At 73.8% G+C, this 17,612-nt stretch carries 17 protein-coding genes and 1 pseudogene; 6 read left to right on the top strand and 12 right to left on the bottom strand.

The window, feature by feature from the left end:
• Window positions 1-82: 82 nt before the first annotated feature.
• The 3 genes from ACWGH1_RS00185 to ACWGH1_RS00195 all read right to left on the bottom strand — a co-directional run bounded on the left by ACWGH1_RS00185 (window position 83) and on the right by ACWGH1_RS00195 (window position 2,515).
• Window positions 83-910 (bottom strand): NAD(P)H-binding protein, encoded by an 828-nt coding sequence (locus ACWGH1_RS00185; RefSeq protein ID WP_453355441.1) that lies wholly within the window; start codon window positions 908-910, stop codon window positions 83-85.
• 129 nt (window positions 911-1,039) lie between these two features.
• Window positions 1,040-1,855: an SDR family NAD(P)-dependent oxidoreductase gene (locus ACWGH1_RS00190; RefSeq protein WP_453355440.1), complete on the bottom strand. Its 816-nt coding sequence runs from the start codon at window positions 1,853-1,855 to the stop codon at window positions 1,040-1,042.
• A gap of 102 nt (window positions 1,856-1,957) precedes the next feature.
• Complete coding sequence (locus tag ACWGH1_RS00195) at window positions 1,958-2,515, bottom strand: hypothetical protein (RefSeq protein ID WP_453355439.1); 558 nt, start codon at window positions 2,513-2,515, stop codon at window positions 1,958-1,960.
• A gap of 475 nt (window positions 2,516-2,990) precedes the next feature.
• Here ACWGH1_RS00195 and ACWGH1_RS00200 point away from each other — a divergent pair, with 475 nt between their 5' ends.
• From ACWGH1_RS00200 to ACWGH1_RS00210, 3 genes are read left to right on the top strand one after another with little or no spacing between them, the layout of a single operon-like run.
• Window positions 2,991-4,415, top strand: coding sequence for a lipase family protein (locus tag ACWGH1_RS00200; RefSeq protein ID WP_453355438.1), 1,425 nt, complete (start codon window positions 2,991-2,993; stop codon window positions 4,413-4,415).
• A gap of 28 nt (window positions 4,416-4,443) precedes the next feature.
• The gene (locus tag ACWGH1_RS00205; protein WP_453355437.1) at window positions 4,444-5,880 is read left to right on the top strand and encodes a hypothetical protein; all 1,437 of its coding nucleotides are present in this window, start codon (window positions 4,444-4,446) and stop codon (window positions 5,878-5,880) included.
• Window positions 5,880-6,917, top strand: a complete 1,038-nt coding sequence (locus ACWGH1_RS00210; RefSeq protein WP_453408265.1) for a beta-ketoacyl-ACP synthase 3 — start codon at window positions 5,880-5,882, stop codon at window positions 6,915-6,917. Before ACWGH1_RS00205 ends, ACWGH1_RS00210 begins: the two co-directional genes overlap by 1 nt.
• Window positions 6,918-6,980: 63 nt before the next feature.
• Here the strand turns inward: ACWGH1_RS00210 and ACWGH1_RS00215 are convergent, their stop codons facing one another.
• A complete protein-coding gene (locus tag ACWGH1_RS00215) occupies window positions 6,981-7,835 on the bottom strand; it encodes a lysophospholipid acyltransferase family protein (RefSeq protein ID WP_453352793.1) in 855 nt (284 codons plus the stop codon).
• A gap of 203 nt (window positions 7,836-8,038) precedes the next feature.
• Here ACWGH1_RS00215 and ACWGH1_RS00220 point away from each other — a divergent pair, with 203 nt between their 5' ends.
• From ACWGH1_RS00220 to ACWGH1_RS00230, 3 genes are all read left to right on the top strand, one after another.
• Entirely contained in the window at window positions 8,039-8,290 is a 252-nt protein-coding gene (locus ACWGH1_RS00220) for an acyl carrier protein (RefSeq protein WP_453352794.1), read from the top strand.
• Window positions 8,287-9,492, top strand: a complete 1,206-nt coding sequence (locus ACWGH1_RS00225) for a beta-ketoacyl-[acyl-carrier-protein] synthase family protein (RefSeq protein WP_453352795.1) — start codon at window positions 8,287-8,289, stop codon at window positions 9,490-9,492. The genes ACWGH1_RS00220 and ACWGH1_RS00225 overlap by 4 nt, the downstream gene beginning before the upstream one ends.
• A gap of 87 nt (window positions 9,493-9,579) precedes the next feature.
• On the top strand, window positions 9,580-10,647 hold the full coding sequence (locus ACWGH1_RS00230) for a LacI family DNA-binding transcriptional regulator (protein ID WP_453352796.1): 1,068 nt from the start codon (window positions 9,580-9,582) through the stop codon (window positions 10,645-10,647).
• Here the strand turns inward: ACWGH1_RS00230 and ACWGH1_RS00235 are convergent.
• The 8 genes and pseudogenes from ACWGH1_RS00235 to ACWGH1_RS00270 form a co-directional block, all read right to left on the bottom strand.
• Entirely contained in the window at window positions 10,634-11,341 is a 708-nt protein-coding gene (locus ACWGH1_RS00235; RefSeq protein ID WP_453408266.1) for a sulfite exporter TauE/SafE family protein, read from the bottom strand. The two genes, ACWGH1_RS00230 and ACWGH1_RS00235, sit on opposite strands and share 14 nt — an antisense overlap.
• Window positions 11,338-12,750: an amidohydrolase family protein gene (locus ACWGH1_RS00240; protein ID WP_453352798.1), complete on the bottom strand. Its 1,413-nt coding sequence runs from the start codon at window positions 12,748-12,750 to the stop codon at window positions 11,338-11,340. Before ACWGH1_RS00240 ends, ACWGH1_RS00235 begins: the two co-directional genes overlap by 4 nt.
• 24 nt (window positions 12,751-12,774) lie before the next feature.
• Window positions 12,775-14,136, bottom strand: coding sequence for a uracil-xanthine permease family protein (locus ACWGH1_RS00245; protein ID WP_453352810.1), 1,362 nt, complete (start codon window positions 14,134-14,136; stop codon window positions 12,775-12,777).
• 331 nt (window positions 14,137-14,467) lie between these two features.
• Window positions 14,468-14,647, bottom strand: a complete 180-nt coding sequence (locus tag ACWGH1_RS00250; protein ID WP_453352799.1) for a hypothetical protein — start codon at window positions 14,645-14,647, stop codon at window positions 14,468-14,470.
• A gap of 147 nt (window positions 14,648-14,794) precedes the next feature.
• Window positions 14,795-16,035: pseudogene (locus ACWGH1_RS00255) on the bottom strand (SLC13 family permease).
• Window positions 16,036-16,092: 57 nt separating this feature from the next.
• Window positions 16,093-16,545 carry a DUF2267 domain-containing protein gene (locus tag ACWGH1_RS00260; RefSeq protein WP_453352800.1) on the bottom strand — a complete coding sequence of 151 codons (453 nt, stop codon included), beginning with the start codon at window positions 16,543-16,545 and terminating at the stop codon, window positions 16,093-16,095.
• 53 nt (window positions 16,546-16,598) lie between these two features.
• A complete protein-coding gene (locus ACWGH1_RS00265) occupies window positions 16,599-16,994 on the bottom strand; it encodes a DUF2267 domain-containing protein (protein ID WP_453352801.1) in 396 nt (131 codons plus the stop codon).
• A gap of 147 nt (window positions 16,995-17,141) precedes the next feature.
• Window positions 17,142-17,579 carry an Hsp20/alpha crystallin family protein gene (locus tag ACWGH1_RS00270; RefSeq protein WP_453352802.1) on the bottom strand — a complete coding sequence of 146 codons (438 nt, stop codon included), beginning with the start codon at window positions 17,577-17,579 and terminating at the stop codon, window positions 17,142-17,144.
• Window positions 17,580-17,612 lie beyond the last annotated feature (33 nt).

The following is a 17,612-nucleotide window of genomic DNA, read 5'->3' on the forward strand; positions in this document are numbered from 1 at the left end:
GGTGCGGAGTGCGTGCGTGCTCCGCGTCGGGGCGGGGCGCCGGGCGGGGCGCGGCGTCCCGCCCGGCGCGGGCCCGGCGCGGTCAGACGTCCCAGACTCCGCTCGCCGCGGCCTCGCGGGCGAAGTCGGCGAAGTCCTTGGGCTTGCGGCCCAGGGCTTCTTCGACGCCGTGCACGAGGTGCGCGTTGCGGCCGTCCAGGATCATGGTGAACAGGTCGGCGAACTCTTCCGGGAGGTCGTTCTCGCGCAGTACCGCGCGGTACTCCTCGTTGGTGACGGAGACGTACGTGATCTGCCGGCCGGTGGCCTTCGTCAGTTCGGCGGCCACGTCGCTGTAGCTCAGCAGGCGGGGGCCGGACAGTTCGTAGGTCTTGCCGATGTGCTTGTCATCGGTCAGGGCGGCCACCACCACGTCGGCGATGTCGTCGGCGTCGACGAAGGCCTCCACGGCGTCGGCGGTCGGCAGGGCGATCTCGCCGGCCAGGACGGGCTCCAGGAAGAAGCTTTCGTTGAAGTTCTGGTTGAACCAGCTGGAGCGGACGATCGTCCAGTCGGCGCCGGAGGCCTTGAGGTTGTCCTCGCTGACCGCGGCGGCCTCCTCGCCGCGGCCGGAGAGCAGGACGAGCCGGCGGGCGCCGTTGTCGACGGCCACCTTGGCGAACGCGCCGACCTGCTCGGCGGCGCCCGGGAAGGCGAGGTCAGGGTAGTAGGTGACGTACACCCGGTCGACGCCCTCCAGGGCGGGGACCCAGCTGTCGGGTTCGTTCCAGTCGAAGGCGGGCTCTCCCGAGCGGGAGCCGATCCGGACCGGGAGGCCCTGGGCGGAGAGCTTCTCGGCGACGCGCCGGCCGGTCTTGCCGGTGCCGCCGATGACGAGGGTGGTCTGGATGTTCTGCGTGGTCCGAGTCATGAGTACAGTCAAGTCCCTCGGCGCGAGACGGGACATGGCCGTGAAGCTCAGTTCCATATGCGTGCGTCTACGCGTGGTGGTGGCGCGTGGTCCAGTGAGGGGGCACCGCCCCGGCGCCCGGCGGCGGGGTCAGAAACGGCCCAGCCCGCCGCAGACGTTGAGGGCCTGCGCGGTGATGGAGGCCGCCACGTCGGTGGTCAAGTAGCCTACGAGACCGGCCACTTCCTCGGGAGTGGAAAAGCGGCCCAAGGGTATCTGGGCCTCGAACTGCTGCTGCACGTACTGCTCGGTCGTGTCCCACACCCGCGCGTATCCCGCCCGTACGCGCGCCGCCATCGGCGTCTCCACGTAGCCCGGGCAGACCGCGTTGACGGTGATGCCCAGGGGGGCCAGCTCCTTGCCGAGCGCCTTGGTCAGGCCGACCACGGCGTGTTTGGAGGCCGAGTAGGGGGCGCCCAGGAGCACCCCCTGCTTGCCCGCCGTGGAAGCGATGTTGACGATCCTGCCCCGGCCGGCTGCGGCGAGACCGCCGTTGGTCAGCGCCTCCCGGGTGACCAGGAAGACGCTGTTCAGGTTGGTGTCGATGACCTCGTCCCACAGTTCGTCGGTGAGGTCGGCGGTGGCGCCGCCGCCGCTGCGGCCGGCGTTGTTGACCAGGATCCTGACGGGTCTGTCGAAGGCGGCGACGGCTGCCGCGATCAGGCCCTTCACTTCGGCCCGGTTGCGTACGTCGGCGGCCGCCCCCTCGACCTCCAGTCCTTCGGCGCGCAGGTCCTCGACCGTCTGCTTCACGTCCGTCCCGGTGCGCGCGCAGATGAACACCCGGTGGCCCCGGGCGCCCAGGTCGCGCGCGACCGCCAGGCCGATACCGCTGGTCGCCCCGGTGACCAGGGCGAGGGACCCGTCGGCGGCCTGGCCGGCCCCCGGCGTCGACTGTGCGTTCATCGGGCGCCCTCCGTTGCTCGCTGATGCGCCGACGATGGCAGCGGCGACTCGGGGCGCGCCGGAGAGGGGATCGAGGGGCGGGCCAGTCCTGCTGTACGACCGTCAGCCGGAGCTGCCGGAGCCGCAGACCTTGTTGAAGGCCGAGTCGGCGCCCTGCTGCCACGCCTTCCAGTAGGCGTCGGAGTGCTGCTGGCTCTTGTTGGGCGTCGCCTTGGTGTCGCAGTTCTTCTGCGCCGCCGAGCGTCCGGCGCGGTAGCCGTCGCCGTAGCCCCGTCCCTTGTCCTTCATGTTGTTGCCGGTGTTGTTGTTGCCGGTCGTGTCGTCGGCCTTGACGACCTTGCAGTTGACGAAGGTGAAGTTCTGGTCCTCGTTGACGGCGAGGACGGTGTAGTCGACGTTCTTCTGGAAGCGCTTGACCTGGAAGTGGCCGCTCGCGTCGACGCTCAGCGGCACCGTGCTCTCACCGTCGTTGAGGTTGCGCGGGGCCGTGAAGCCCTCGCCGGTGATGGTGACGGCCGTGCCGTCGGCGTTCGGGGTGACGGTACAGCTCGCGGCGGGTACCGCGGCGCCGGCCGACGGGGCCAGGGCGACCGCGCCGGACAGCGCGAAGGAAGACGCGAGCAGCGCGGTGATCACTGTGCGCCGTGTGTGTCGGGCCATGGTGGTGCTCCCCTTCCGAAAGAGACGATGCGGGAGCGGAGGGGGCGGTCACGCGTGCGATGTCATCGGCGCACCGTGGGCGGCCGGGCGACCCGGCCGGGCCCCTCACCGGCGGCGGCCCGCGGTCCGGCGGACTCCGCCTTTCCCATCCTCTCTCCGGCCCCACGGGATGTCGACCGGGCCGCCGTCCGGCCCGGTCGGCGCCGTTGCCCCGGTCGGGCCCGTTCGCCGTCCAGGTGGCCGGGTGTCAACAGCGCGACGCCCCGCTCATCCTTGCGGGGCCGCCCAGTTGCGCCGCCCGGAGCGGGCGCGGCGCCCGCGTAGGGCCGGGGCCGGCACGGCGCGCGCGGCACGCGGGCGTGCCCCGGCCGGCGCAACGGCCGCGTCCTGGCGATCACATTCGGTGCCACCATGCCTGCGCGAACAGCGGGCAAGGCGGCGCAGCCGTCGCACAGGGACGAGAGGGAGCACACCGGTGACTCAGGCGGTCGACGAAACGACTCGGCATGTCCCCGCCCAGCAAGGGCCGGAAGACGCCGGGCGGAGCATCCCGGCGCGGACGGACGCGGAGCTGCTCATCGCGGCGTCGATCCTGCTGGCGGACGCCGCGCTCACGGCCAAACAGGCGGGCGCTGAGCTGACGGGAGCGCTCTGCAGCTGGCGGTTCGGACTGGAAGCGCTGCGCCGCCCCGGCTGGGCGCTGGGCGCGGCGCTCTCCTGCGCGAAGGCGCTCACCAGCCCGGCGGGCCTCGGCTTCGGGGCGAACGGCGGGCTCGTGGGCGAACTGGCGCGGATGGCGGGGAGCGTGACGTACCGCCGCCCCGCGAAGGTGGCCATGGCGGTGGACGCCTTCGCGATGCGCATCCGGGCCGTCGCGGCCGAGCACCCGAACCTGGACTCGCCGTTGGCCAGGCGGCTGACGGACGCCATGGTCGACGGCGACCGGCTGGAGGCAGTGCGGGCGATGTACGCGCTGGTCGAGCGGTTCGGCGTGACGCGCGCGCTGACCACGGTGTCCCCCGTCATCATGGAACTGCTGGCCCTGTCGGGCCTGCTCGACGAGAACCCGGTCAACGACGACTTCTCGTGGGTGACCCTCGCCGGCGGCGTGCCCACCACCGATCCCTTCCTGGGGCTGCCCAGTTCGCTGCTGGGCTACCTCAACCCCGGGCCGGGGCGCGCCGAGCGGGCCGATCCGGACTCCATCCTGGCGAAGGTGCTGGGCACGTCCTGCAACGACATCGTCAGCTACGTCAACGACATCGGCGCCCTGGGCAACCACGGTCTCGTCCTGCTGCGCCGGGTGGCGTGCGCCGACGGGCAGCAGCGGCACGTCCTCCTGCTGCCCGGGACCAGCTTCGGGCTGCTGAGCAACAGCACCCCGCAGGACCTCGTCGGCGCGTTCGACGGGCTGCTGCGCACCGACACGACGTACACGCGGGCCGTGAAGCAGCTGCTCCTGCGGTCGGGACTGCCCGCCGGGGCGGAACTGATGATCGTCGGGCACAGTCTGGGCGGGCTGACCGCGATGAACCTCGCGATGGACGTGGACCTGGCGTCGACGTACCGCATCACGCACGTGATCACGGTGGGTTCCCCGATCGACGGCAAGCGGCCCGCCGACCACACGACGCAGGTGATCAGCCTGGTCAACAAGCACGACGTGATCCCCATGCTGGACGGGCGCGGGCCCGCCTCGCCCAATGACATCCCCGACAGCTGGGTCGAGCTGGCCTGGCTCGACGAGTCCTACGACTACCCGCTGTCGCACGCCCCGCAGGCGTACTCGGACACCCTGCGCGGGGAGCTGACCGGCTACCGGGACCAGGTGAACAAGCTGATCACGGCTTACGACGGCGAAGTCGTCGGCAACCAGCCGTACATGCTCCGCGACAAGTGACCACAGCGACCACGAGGGAGACCGACCGATGACCACTGCCGAGGGTCCGGCCACCGCGGTACGACGGCCGGCGCCGGCCTGGCCGCTGGAGAACGCCGTGTTCAGCGCGGCCATGCTCGCCCACCGGCTGCCGTGGGCGGACGCCCCCGCCCGCGCGCTCGGACTGGACGCACTCACCCGGGAGGGGGTGACGAACGGGCTGCTGGCACATCTGCGGCGGACCCGGTCCGGGCGCCCGGTACGGCTGCGCACCGCGTTCGGGACCTTCCTCGTACCGCCCTCCCGCGTCGACGCCGCGGGCCTCCTGGCCCGGGCGGAGGAGGCGGGGGCGCTCGGTGCGCCCAGCGGCCTGACGCCGGGCGGACTGCGGTACGGGCTCTCCCCGCACGTGCCGCTGGAGCGGGAGGTTCCGGTGGCGCGGGGGCAGTGGGCCGCCCTGCTGGCCGAGGACGTGGACGGGGTGATCGCGGCCCGGCGCGGGGACGGCACGCTCGACTGGGACGACTGGCGGCGCGGCACGGCGCGGATCGCGAGGCGGGCCGTGGTGGGCGCGGCGGCGGCCGGGGACACGTTGCTGAGCGAGGTGGTCACGCGGGCGTCGGCGGAGTCGGGGCGCCGCTCCTACGCGGCCCGGAGCGCGGCCCTGGAGCGGCGGCTGGCGCCGTACCTGGCGGATCCCGACCCCGCTTCGCTGGCCGGCCGGCTGCTTGCGGACGGGGCCGGGCCCGAGGCCGCGACGGCGGCCGTGGCGCACGCGCTCGCCGTGGTCGGCGGGGCCGTGGCAGGGGTCACGCTCCAGGCGCTAGCCCTGCTCGCCGTGGGGGCGGTGACCGGGGCCGGCGAGGCGGTGGGCGAGGCACTGCGCCGGTTCCCGCCGCTCTCCGCCGCCGTGTACCCGGTGCGGGGCGCGTTCGTGTGGGAGGACCTGGCGGTCGAGGCCGGGACCGAGATCCTGTGGGCGCCGGGCTGGGTGCGGGAAGAGGACCACTCGGGGATCGGGCCGTCGGCGCTGTGCGGGGCCCCGTCCGGCTGCGCGGCGGCGCGCTTCGCGCAGCACGTCGCCGAGGAGGTCGTGCGCCGCGTCACGGCGGCGACGCACCCGGTGGTGATCTCTCCCCGGCTCAGCGCGGACCGGCTGCCGGACGCACTGGATCCGGCCACGCTGCTCGTGGCGTTGCGGGAGGCCGAAGGCATGCCCGGGGACGGGCGGGTGACGGTCGGCCTGCCGACCGCGGTGCCGGTCTCGGCGCACGGGTACGCGCCGGCCGCCTACGGGGCCCTGGCCCACGCCAGCGCGGACCGGCTGGAGCGCCACGCGGAGAGCCTCGCGGCCTGTGCCGGCAACGGCGGCTGGGACACGGACGTGTCCGGCGAGCGGTTCCGGATGACCCTCCTCGGCCACGCCGAGCGGTGCGCGCAGGCCGCCGAAGACGTGCGGCGGGCAGCGAAGCGGCTGGCCGGCTGATGGCGGCGCACTCACCGCAGGCCCGTCGGGGCGCGGTGCTGGCCGGGCTCGGTTCCTACGTACCGCCGCGCGCCCTCACCAATGCCGAGCTGTGCGGGAACCGGCCCGTCGGCGACGAGTGGATCCGCGCCCGCATCGGCGTGGGGAGCCGCCGCGTCGCCGACGGCGAGGCCACGGTCGACCTCGCCGTACGGGCCGGCCGGGGCGCTCTGGAGTCCGCCGGGGCCGAGGGGGCCGACGCGGTGGTGCTGACCACCATCTCGCCGGACCGGCTCGTGCCGGCCGGGGCACCGGAGGTGGCCGCACGGCTGGGGTGCGGGGCGGTTCCGGCGTTCGATCTGGCGTCGGGGTGCAGCGGGTTCCTGTACGGCCTGGGCGTCGCCTCGTCGATGATCGGCTCCGGGGCCTTCGGCAGTGTGCTGCTGGTGGCCTCGGACGTGTTCTCCGCCTTCATCGACCCGGAGGACTGGCTGATGGCGGCCATCTTCGGCGACGGCGCGGGTGCGGTGCTGCTGCGGGCCGGTGCCCCCGACGAGCCGGGCGCCCTCGGGCCGTTCGACCTGGGCAGCGACGGCACCCAGGCCGACCTGCTGGAGGTTCCCGGAGGTGGGGCACGGGCGCGCAAGCGCGTTCTGGCGGCGCCGCAGGAGGAGTTCTCCCCCTACTTCCGGATGGACGGGCCGGTCGTGCGCAAGCAGGCGGTCGTCGGCATGTGCGATTCGGTGACGCGGGCCGTGCGACAGGCCGGGTGGTCGCTCGGCGACGTGGACGCGGTGGCCGCCCACCAGGCCAACCAGCGCATCCTTGACGGCGTCGCCGCCGAACTCGGCCTTCGGCCGGAGCGGATGCTGTCGCACATCGAGGGGTACGGGAACACCGCCGCGGCCTCGGTGCCCGTCCTGCTGGCCCAGGCGGCCGCCGCGGGAACGCTGCGGCCCGGGATGCGGGTGGCGCTGACGGCCTTCGGCGCCGGGCTGGCCTGGGGGTCGACCACCCTGGTCTGGCCTGACGTACGGGCGGTGACCGACGACGGGTGAGCCCCCCCGGTCCGCCGGACCGGCACGACGGGTGAGCCCCCGCCCCCGGTCCGCGGGACCGGCTCACCAGAAGGGCGTCTCCCGCCGGCTCCGCTCCCGGTCCACCAGCTCCTGCACCGCTGCCTGGGCCTGGGCGCACAGCCGGCGGGCGGCGGCGGAGCGCTCGGCGAGGGACTCGGGCCGCGGGGGCGCGGGGATCGGCTCGCCGATGGTGATCAGCCACTTGGACGGCAGCGGGAACAGGGGCGTGAGCGGGAAGTAGGGCAGGTCGAGCAGGCGTGCCAGGGCCGGCACCTCGCCCAGCTTGGGACACGCCTCTTCGGCTCCCACGACGGACACCGGGACGACGGGCGCGCCGGCCCGCACGGCGGTGACGGCGAAGCCGGGACTGAACGGCCGCAGCCGGTAGCGCTCTTCGAAAGGCTTTTCCAGCCCGGCCATTCCCTCGGGAAACACCCCCACGAGTTCCCCGGCGTTCAGGTGTTCCCACCCCAGCGTCGGATCGAGCGGAATCGCGCCTTTCTTGCGCGCGTATGAACCGATGACCGGGAACCGGAAGACCAAGGGGGCCGCGGGGACGTGCAGCGGCCGGTCGAGACCGCCGACGAGGACGTTCTGGAGGACGAATGCGTCGAGCCCCCAGGCACCCGAATGGTTGGCGACGAGGACGGCCGGCCCTTCGGCGGGAATGTTCTCCCACCCGGTCACCTCCAGGCGGAAGTACTCGTCGACGAGCCAGTCCAGGAACCGGGCCCAGGCGGTTTCCCCGGCCCTGCCCAACAAGCGCCTGAGGTACCGCAGCTCCACGCCCGCCACGTCGAGGACGTCGGCCACGGCGACCGGGTCGACGATCGGGTCGACGGGGTCCACGGTCAGGTCGGCCGGGTCAACGGTCGAATCCGTCAGGATTTCCGACATGAATGATCCTCACTCTCCCATCAAGCGTCATCAAAAGGCCGGTTGCGGACGCGTTTTGAGTAATTGGGAAGCCGTGGTACTTATGTGGGCGCAAGGGCGCCCCCGCCCACGACCGGAGAAAATCGCTTTTCCGTTCACCTTCGACCGCCGGCCTCTGCGTCACCATGCTGCACGAGGCCGCGAAACCGCAAATGAGAGATGCCGTGACCATTTCCGCGCAGGAATCCGTCCTCCACGCGATCAGCGAACTGCTCATCGGGAAGTTCGAGGTTCCCGCCGACGAGGTGCGGGCGGACGCGCCGATGCGCGAGCTGCTGACCGACTCGCTCATGGTGGTCGAGATGGCCATCGCCGTACACGAGACGCTGGGCGTCAAGGTCGAGGAGGAGGAGCTGCGCGCCAGCACCCTCGGGGAGTTCGCCGAAGCCGTCGGCGCGCGACGCACCGACCGTTGAGCCCGCGCTCCCCGGCCGTCGTCACCGGGATCGGTCTGGTCACCCCGGCCGGCTGCGACCGGGACAGTACCTGGTCGGCGGTCCTCGGCGGCCGCTCCACCGCCGCCCCCGACCCGGCGCTGGACGGCCTGCCGGTCTCCCTCAGCTGCCGCGTACCGGACCTGGACCACCCCGTTCTGCGCCTGCGCGGCTCCGGCCGGCTCGACCTGGTCGACCGGTTCGCCCTGGCGGCGGCCGCCCAGGCGCTCGACCAGGCCGGACTCGACCCGGCGCGGTGGGACGGCAGCCGGGTCGCCGTCGTCACGGGCGGCGGCTTGGGGGGCCTGCGGACACAGGACGAGGCGCTCGCCCGGCTTGCCGAGCGGGGGCCGGAGTTCGTCTCGCCCTACTTCCTCACCGGCTATCTGATCAACATGGCCTGCGCCAACCTCGCGCTGCGGTTCGGGGCGACCGGTCCCACCCTCTCCACCTCCACCGCCTGCGCCTCGGGCACCACCGCGCTCGGCCTCGCCCGTGACCTGCTGGCGACGGGGCAGTGCGACATCGCCCTGGTGTGCGGCGCGGAGGCGGCCATCACCCGGCTGATGGTGACCGGCTTCGCCCAGATCGGCGCCCTGTCGGGCACCGGCTCACGGCCGTTCGACGCCACCCGGGACGGCTTCGTCATCGCGGAGGGCGCCGGCGCCCTGGTGCTGGAACGGCCCGCGGACGCGGCGGCGCGATCGGCCCGGCCACTGGCCCGCCTGATCGGGTACGCCGCCTCCACCGACGCGCACCACCTGGTGGCCCCGCACCCGCAGGGGCGGGGGGCCGAGCAGGCGGTCCGCGCCGCTCTCGCGGACGCCGGCGTGGCGGCCGGGGACGTCGGTCACGTCAACGCCCACGGCACCTCGACACGGCAGAACGACGACATCGAAGCGGGTGTCCTGCGGCGCGTGTTCCCGCACCGGCCGCCCGTCACCTCGGCCAAGGGGGCGCTGGGACACACCCTGGGCGCCTCGGGGGCGATCGAGGCGGCGCTGACCGTCCTGGCCCTGGCCGCGGGCACCGTCCCGCCCACGGCCGGGCTGACCGAGCCCGGCGCCGGGATGGAGATCGACGTCGTCACGGGCCCGGCCCGCGAGCACGCCGGCGAGATCGCGGTGAGCAACTCCTTCGGATTCGGCGGCCACAACGCCGTCGCGGTCCTCGCGCGCGCCTGAACCACGCCGGGGCGCGTCTTCCGGCCGGGCCGCCGGTCGGCGAAGATGCGGAGGTCACCCCTGCTCGGCGCGAGGAGCGTTACCCAGATGTCCCCTTCCGGTACCGGTGCCCGGCCGCCTACGATCGCCGACGTGGCCCGGGCCGCCTCGGTGTCACGGACGACCGTCTCGCATGCCCTGAACGGGATCGGGAAGGTCGACCCGCGGACCCGGGAGCGCATCAAGGCGATCGCCGCCGAGCTCGGGTACCGGCCGAACCTGCGCGCGCAGCGGCTGCGCCGGGGCGAGGCGAAGGCCATCGCGCTGGCGTCGTCGATGCCGTTCGCCGTGGCCGGCGGGCCGTCACGCCTGGGCTTCTACATGGAGGTCGCCGCCGCGGCCGCGGAGCGCGCGCTGGTGCACGGTTACGCGCTCGTCCTCGTCCCGCCGGTCCGCAGCGGCTCCCCGCTGTACTCGGTCGACATCGACGGGGCCATCGTCGTGGAGCCCGACACGGACGACGTCGCGGTGGCGCAGTTGCGCGAGCGCGGGCTGCCGTACGTGGCTCTGGGCCGACCGGTCTCCCCCGCCGACGCCGCCCCCTACGTCGACCTGCGCGGCACCGCGGTCGCGGAACTGCTGCTCGGACACCTGCGGGAGCAGGGCGCGCGGCGGCCCGCGCTGATCGTCGGGGACGGCGCGCGCCACTCCGGCGTCGACGCCCGGGCCGTGTTCGAGCGGGCCGCGGCGCGGCACGGCTGGGACCCGCTGGTGGCGGCCGCTCCCGAGGAGGGCGGGGAACAAGCGGGGTACGACGCCTGCGCGGCGCTGCTCGCCGCCCACCCCGGTACCGACGCCGTCTGTGCCCTGGTGGACACCTTCGCCGTCGGCGCGGTCCGGGCGATCCGGGACAGCGGCCGGCGGATCCCGCACGACGTCATGGTCGTCACCCGCTACGACGGGCTGCGGGCCCGGACCTGCGAGCCCCCGCTGACGGCGGTCGACCTGCACCTGGACCACGCCGCCTCCGAAGCGGTGGAACTGCTGCTCGGCCGGCTGCGCGGGGAGGACGCCCCGGCCGTCGCCACGGCGCCCGGACCCCGCCTGATCGCCCGCGCGTCGTCCTTGCGCTCCGGCCCGCCGGCAACCGACGGGACGGCGCTCAGCCGAGCATGAGCACCACCCCGGAGACCAGGGCGAAGCCGAGGACGAACAGCCGCATCCGGCGCGCGTCCAGGCGGTGGTGGACCAGGCGGCTCAGCCAGGCTCCCGCCGCCAGGGCGGGCAGCAGCAACAGCGCCTGGCCCAACTGGCCCGGGTGGCCGTCGCCGGTCGCGAACAGCAGGGCGAGGGAGGCCACTTCGCCCACGAGGAAGCACACGGCGATCGTGGCCCGCAGCTCCGCCGGCGGGCGGTGCTGGTAGACCAGCGCGAGCGGCGGCCCGCCCACCCCCGTGGCGGTTTCCGTGAGCCCGGTGACCAGGCCCGCGCCCAGGTAGGCCCCCCGGCCGGGGGTGAAGGCGGGCGCGGCCAGGCTGACCAGCGCCGCCAGGACCGTGGCCGCCCCGACGAACAGCCCGAGCCGGCCGTCGGGGATGGCCCGCAGCAGGACCAGGCCGAGGGGGGTGGCGGCCAGCCGCGCCCCGGTGATCCAGCCGGCGCCGCGCAGGTCCAGGCAGTCCCGCTCGCGCCAGGCCACGTAAGCGTTGAGCGGGATCATCGACGCCAGGACGAACACGGGCAGCAGCGCCGGATCGAGCAGGCCCGCCACCGGGGCGACGATCAGGGCGAACCCCAGCCCGCTGGTCCCCTGTACGAAGGCGGCGAGCCCCACCGTCACCGCCAGCAGGGCGAGGGTCTGCGTGCTCACCGGGCCACGCTCCGCCCGCGGTCGCGGTCACGGCCGGCGCGCGCGGCCATGGAGGTGGGGTGGGCCCGGGTGACGGCGGCCCGCCCCAGCACGGAGCGGGAGAGTTCGGCCGCCTGCCGCACCAGCGCAGGGCCGTCCCAGTCGGTGGGCCAGCCGTGCCAGAGCCGCAGCCGGCCGCCGACGAACACGGCACTGATCTGGTCGCGGTTGCCGCGCCGTACCAGTTCCCACGGCAGGTCCCAGGACAGCCGCAGTTCGGGGGTCGATATGTCGATGAGCAGGAAGTCGGCGGCGGCCCCTTCGGTGACGGCTCCGGTGCGGGAGCTTAGGCCGAGCGCGTCGGCGCCGCCGCGGGAGCCGTGCTCCAGCCAGGTCCAGCCCGCTCCGCAGGAGGAGTCGCCCGAGGCGAGTCCGTAGGCGAGGCGCTGGGCGGTCTCCGCGGCGTCGGCGAGCCGGAAGGCGTCGCCGCGGGTGCCGTCGGTGCCGATCCCGAAGCGGATGCCGCGCTCCGCCATCAGGGCCGCGGGGGCGACGGCGTTCCCCTTCCAGGCGCTGGCCACCGGGTTGTAGCTGACGGCGGCGCCGCTGTCGGCGAGCAGGGTGAGTTCCGCCGGGGTGAGGAGCGTGGCGTGGGCGGCCACCAACTGCGGCCCCAGGGCGCCCACCTGGTGCAGGTGTTCCAGCGGGCGCAGGCCGTGCCGGACGAGGGAGCGTTCCACGGCGACGAGGTGCTCGTTGACGTGGATCTGTACGACGGCTCCCGCTTCGGCTGCCAGGCGGGCGGTCGCGCGCAGGGTGCCGGCGGTCGCGGCCTCGGGGATGGAGACGCCCAGGGACGGGTGGATCAGGTCGTCGGTGTCGTAGCGGGCCAGGTGCTTGTGCGCCCGGGCCATGACGTCCGAGGACTCCGCACCCGGCGCGTCGTTGCACAGCAGCGCCAGTACGCAGCGGATCCCGGCGTCCCGCGCGGCGGCGGCGACGACGTCGGCCTCGACATCGGCCCGGGTCCCCGCGTCCGCGACGGTGGTGAACCCGCCGCGCAGCGACTCCAGCGCGGCCAGTTTCGCCGCCACGTACGCCGACTCCTCGTCCAGCGCGCCCTCCAGGGGCGCCCATACCCGGCGGAAGATCTCCGAGGGTTCGCCGAACGCGAGGGCCGCGCCGAAACTCTGCGTGAGGTGGTGGTGGGTGTCCACGAAGCCGGGGATCAGCGCGTGCCCGGGCAGGCGTACGGGTGTCAGCCGGGGGTGCAGGCGTTCCAGTTCCGCGGCGGGGCCGATGGCGCCGAAGGATCCGTCGGCCACGACGACGGCGTGGCCGTCGAGCGGGCCGGCGGGGGTGATCACCACGTCGGGCACGAGCAGCCGGGGGCCGGTGCCGGCGAGGCGGTCGGGGGACGAGTCGGTCATGGTTCTCTTTCCGGTGAAGGGGGTTCAGCCGCGCGGTGCGGGCTCGTTGTGGGGTGCCGCCTCCGGCTCGGGGTGCGCGGCGGCCTCGGGCGCTCCGGCCGGGCGGGCGCGGCCGGGCCGCGGGTGGTGGAAGAGGACGTTGAGGAGGGCGGCGGTGAACGCCCCTACCGCGACGCCGCTTTCGAGGAGGATCCGGGGGCCCGACGGCAGTCCCCCGTAGACGCCCGGGATCAGGATGGGCAGCAGTCCGAGGGCGAGGGAGACGGCGCAGATGAAGGTGTTGGTGTGCCGGTCGAGTCCGGCCCGGCCCAGCATCTGGATGCCGAGCACCGTGATCACGGCGAAGACGACCATGGCGGTGCCGCCGACCACGGCCGCGGGCACGACGCTGATGGCGCGGGTCACGGGAGCGAGGAACCCGATGCAGATCAAGACCACTCCGGCCGCGGCGGTGACGAAGCGGCTCCGGACTCCGGTGACGCGGACGATGCCGATGTTCTCGCCGCTCGTCACCATCAGCGGCAGTCCGAAGAACCCGCCGAGGAAGGAGACGACCGCATCGCCCCGGATGGTCTTGGGCACGTCGGTGCGCCGGTCGACGGGCTTGCCGACCGCCTCCGCGTTGATGACGGTCTGGCCGGTCGCCTCCGCCATCGAGGCGAGGCTGTAGAGCATCAGCGGGAGCGCGGCGACCAGGTTGAACTGCGGGGAGCCGAACGGCAGCAGCTCGGGAGCGCCGAGCAGCGGGCCGTGGACGGCCCGGCCGAAGTCGACGTCCCCGAGGGCGACGGCGAGGACGGTACCGGCGATCAGGCCGAGCATCACCGCGAGCTGGCGCAGGACGCCGGTGCACAGCCGGTAGAAGGCGACGGTGAACCCGATGGTGGCCAGGCCCAGTACGAGGCGGGCGGGGTCGGCGAAGCCCGGCTCCCCGGGCCGGCCGGTGACCAGGACCGCGCCCACTTTGACCAGGTTCACTCCGACGATGACGATCATCGTGCCGATGACGAGGGCGGGGAAGAAGGCCAGGAGCCGGGAGAAGACCGGCAGCACCACGAAGTAGAAGGCCGCCGTGAGGATCACGGCGCCGGTGGCGGTGCGCAGGCCGTGCTGTTGGGCGATGGCGAGGAAGAGGATGAGCGGAGCGCCCCCGGGAAGCATGACGAACGGCAGCCGGGGCCCGATCTTCCAGGGTCCGAGGGACTGGATCAGCGAACCGATGCCGGACAGGACGAAGGCGGCGGACAGCAGTTTGACCGTCAGCCGGGAGTCGAGCCCCAGGGTCGCGCTCATCAGGAAGATCGCCGAGATGGGGGTCGCGGCCATCACCAGGACGTGCTGGATGCCGAACAGCAGGATCCGGCCCAGCGGGCGGGACTCGTCCACCGGGTGGGGCTGTTGCTGCGGCGGTTCTCCGGGGCCGGGCTCGTCCGTCGGCTGCGGCTGGGCTTCCTGCGGGGACTTCGGCGGTGCGGGGCGGCGGTTCGCGGTGCGGAAACTGGGCACGTTCGAGCTCCGTTCGGCTCGTTCCGGATATGGCTGTCCCACGACCCGGGACGGGGGTCGCGATGACAGAGCCAAATCGATTTGGCCGCCAGTATGTGAGGGCCCTTCGACCGCGTCAAGGGTCTGGACGAGACGCTGCCGACGCCGTCCGGTTATGAAAACTCCCCCTCCCCCACGAGGGGGTTGGGGGAGTAGGGTGCCCCGGTGCGCATCACTGCGGGGTGTGGAAGCGGCCCGCGCCGCGCTGCCTGGGAACGGTCTTCAGCCGGTGCGCGCCGGAACGTCGGCGGCCGGGAGAGGGATTGCGCCGCGAGGGGGCGGAAGGGGCCACGACCAAGAGGGCGATGAGGACGAGGACCGCGACGAGGATGAGCCCGGCAACGAGGTTCATGTTCCTGCCTTCCGTCGGGTACTGACTGTCTTTCACTACTTCCTGTAACCGAAAATCACGGTGGTAAACACAACGGGTGAGTGCACCCCGCAACACCGGCTGCCGACGGGGCAGTTGGCACGCCTGCGGCTGGACGCGCTCGCCCCGTCAGGTCCCCAAGAGCCGCAGGGACGCCCACAGCGCGAGGGTGGCCGCGGTCAGCGCGGCGGGGACGGTGAGGAGGACGAGGCGGGTGAACTGCCCGAGGCTGACCCGGTGGTCGTGCCCGTGGGCGATGCGCCGCCACAGCAGGGTGGCCAGCGACCCGGCGTAGGTGAGGTTGGGGCCGATGTTCACCCCGAGGAGTACGGCCGGCACCGCGCCGGGGCCGACGGGTGCGGCCGGCGGGAGCAGGGCCAGGACGGCCGGCAGGTTGTTGATCAGGTTGGCCGGCAGCGCGGCGGGCGCGGCGGTGCCGAGCAGCGCGGGCAGGCCCGTGCCGCCGGGCAGGACGTGCCCCAGAGCGGCGCCGAGCCCGTGGTCGACGACCGCCCGGACCACGATGCCGGGCGCGAGCACGAACGCCAGGAAGGACGGGGCGGCGAAGCGCAGGACGGCGCCCGGCGTGGTGCGGCGGCGCGCGAGCTCCCGTACGGTCATCACCAGCGCGCCCGCCGCGGCGGCCCACGCCGGGTCGATCCCGACGGCGGACGCCACGGCGAACCCGGCGAGCGTCGCGGCGACGGTCACCAGCGCGAACGGCGGCAGCTCGGGCTGCTCCGCCGCCTCCGGCCGCTCCGCGGGCGCGTTCAGGTCCGCGGCGAAGAAGCGGCGGAAGACCAGGTGCTCGACGGCGATCGCAGCCGGCCACGGCAGCGTCATCATCAGCGCGAAGCGCGTGAAGGCGAGTCCGCCGGCGGTGTACGCGAGCAGGTTCGTCAGGTTCGACACCGGCAGGAGCAGCGAAGCCGAATTGGACGGGTGGGCGGCGGCGTACACGGGGGGGGGTGCGGGCCGTGCGCCCGTCCGGGCGGCCGTCGCGAACACCACCGGGGTCAGCAGGACCACGGTGGCGTCCAGGCTCAGCGCCGCGGTGATCAGCGAGGCGAGGACGAAGACCGCGCCGAGCAGTCGGCGCGGGCCGCCGCCCAGCGGCCCATCCAGGTGCCGCAGGCGTGGAAGAGTCCGTCGTCATCGCAGAGTTCGGCGAGGACGAGGACCGCCGCCAGGAAGCCGATCACCGGCCCGAGCCGCTCCGCCTCCTCGCGCAGGTGGCTCGGCGTGATCCCGCCGACCGCGACGACCAGGCATACGGCCGGTACGGCGAAGACCGTCTCCGAGCGGGCGAAGGGACGGATGACGGCACACACCAGGACGAGGCCAGGGCGATCAGGCAGGTGAACGATGATCCCGGAGTGCCCGGCGGGAACGGCCTCCACGCCCGCCCCGGCGTGCGGCCGCCGGGGTCAGGCGGCGCGGCGGGCCGGCTGCGGGGTGAGCAGCTGGGCGCGGCCGAAGAGGAGGGCCCAGCCGTCGGGCAGTCCCGAGAGGATGCGGGCGAGGAGGTCGGGTCCGGCCAGGGCGGCGACGACGGTGAGGACCGCGCCGGCTTCCCAGCGGGCGGTGGCGGGCGTGCCGCCGGTCCGGGTCGCGAGGTCCTTGACGAAGGCCCAGCCGGTGAGCGGCTGCGGATCCGGGATCCGGGCGGTGAAGGTGAGGGCGGCTTCCACGGGCAGGCGGGCGGCCAGGCCCACGCGTTCGTCGCCCGTGAGCTGGCGGCCGAGCGCGGACAGGACGTTGCGGACGGCGTCCTCGGCTCGCTCCCGGGTGGGGTACGCGCCTTCGTAGCGCACCTTCTCCACCATCTGGTCGTAGCTCATCTCCGGCGCCTGCTGGAGCTGTTCGGGCCGGTGGAACATGGGTGCTGTACGCCTTTCTCGTCGAGGGTCGGGGGCGGGGGCGCAGGCGGGGTTCAGGTGGCCTGCGGGAGCCCGAAGAGGAGGTCGTAGCCGGGTGGCAGCTGGAGCAGCAGCCGTCGGACCAGGTCCTGCCCGGCGGCGTCGGCGACGACGCTGAGCACGGCACCGACGTCCCAGGCCGCCGTCGCCTGTGAGGCGCCCTCGATCCATGCCGCCGTGGCGCGTACGAACCGCTCCGGCGAGAGCGGCTCCACCGCCTGGAGCGGGTTGAGCAGGATCAGCGCGTACGTCTCGGGCAGGCGGGCCGCCAGTTCGGCGCGTTCGGTGCCGACGACGTGGGCGCCGAGCAGGGCCAGGACGACCCGGGCGGCGCGATCGGCTTCCTCCGGGGTGTTGTACTCACCGCGTTCCTGAACCTGGTCGAGGAACGCCTCCCAACGCAATGCCATGGGGCCTGTCCTCCTCGGTGCTCACGGGGACGGTGCTCGCGCGGGCCCGCGGGACGAGGCCCGCGGGCCGGGCACGCGGGCGGAGGACGGAACTGCCGGGGGGAGGGGATCGGCCCGTCCTCCGCCGTCTGGGCGGCCGGGAGCGGGTCAGCCGGAGATCTGCTTGGGCCCGCCGCCGGTGGCGCTGATGGTGATCTTGCGCGGCTTCGCGCGCTCGGCGATCGGAATGCGCAGGGTCAGCACACCCGCGTCGTAGTCGGCGTTGATGTTCTCGGTGTCCAGGGTGTCGGCGAGCATGACCTGCCGGGAGAACACGCCGAGGGGACGCTCGGAGAGTTCCATCTGCACCTCGTCGCCCTTGGCCGTCGGCCGGCGCTCGGCCCTGACGGTCAGCATGTTCCGCTCGACGTCGATGTCGATCGCGTCCGCGGAGACACCCGGGAGGTCGAAGGCGATCACGTAGTCGTCGCCCTCGCGGTAGGCGTCCATCGGCATCACGGACGGCTTCGACCAGGTGCCGGTGGTCCCCATCAGCTGCTGGGTGAGCCGGTCGAGCTCGCGGAAGGGGTCGGTGCGCATCAACATCGCGAAACACCTCCAGTCGGTTCAGGCAGGAAC

The organism is Streptomyces sp. NPDC054883, assembly GCF_053610645.1.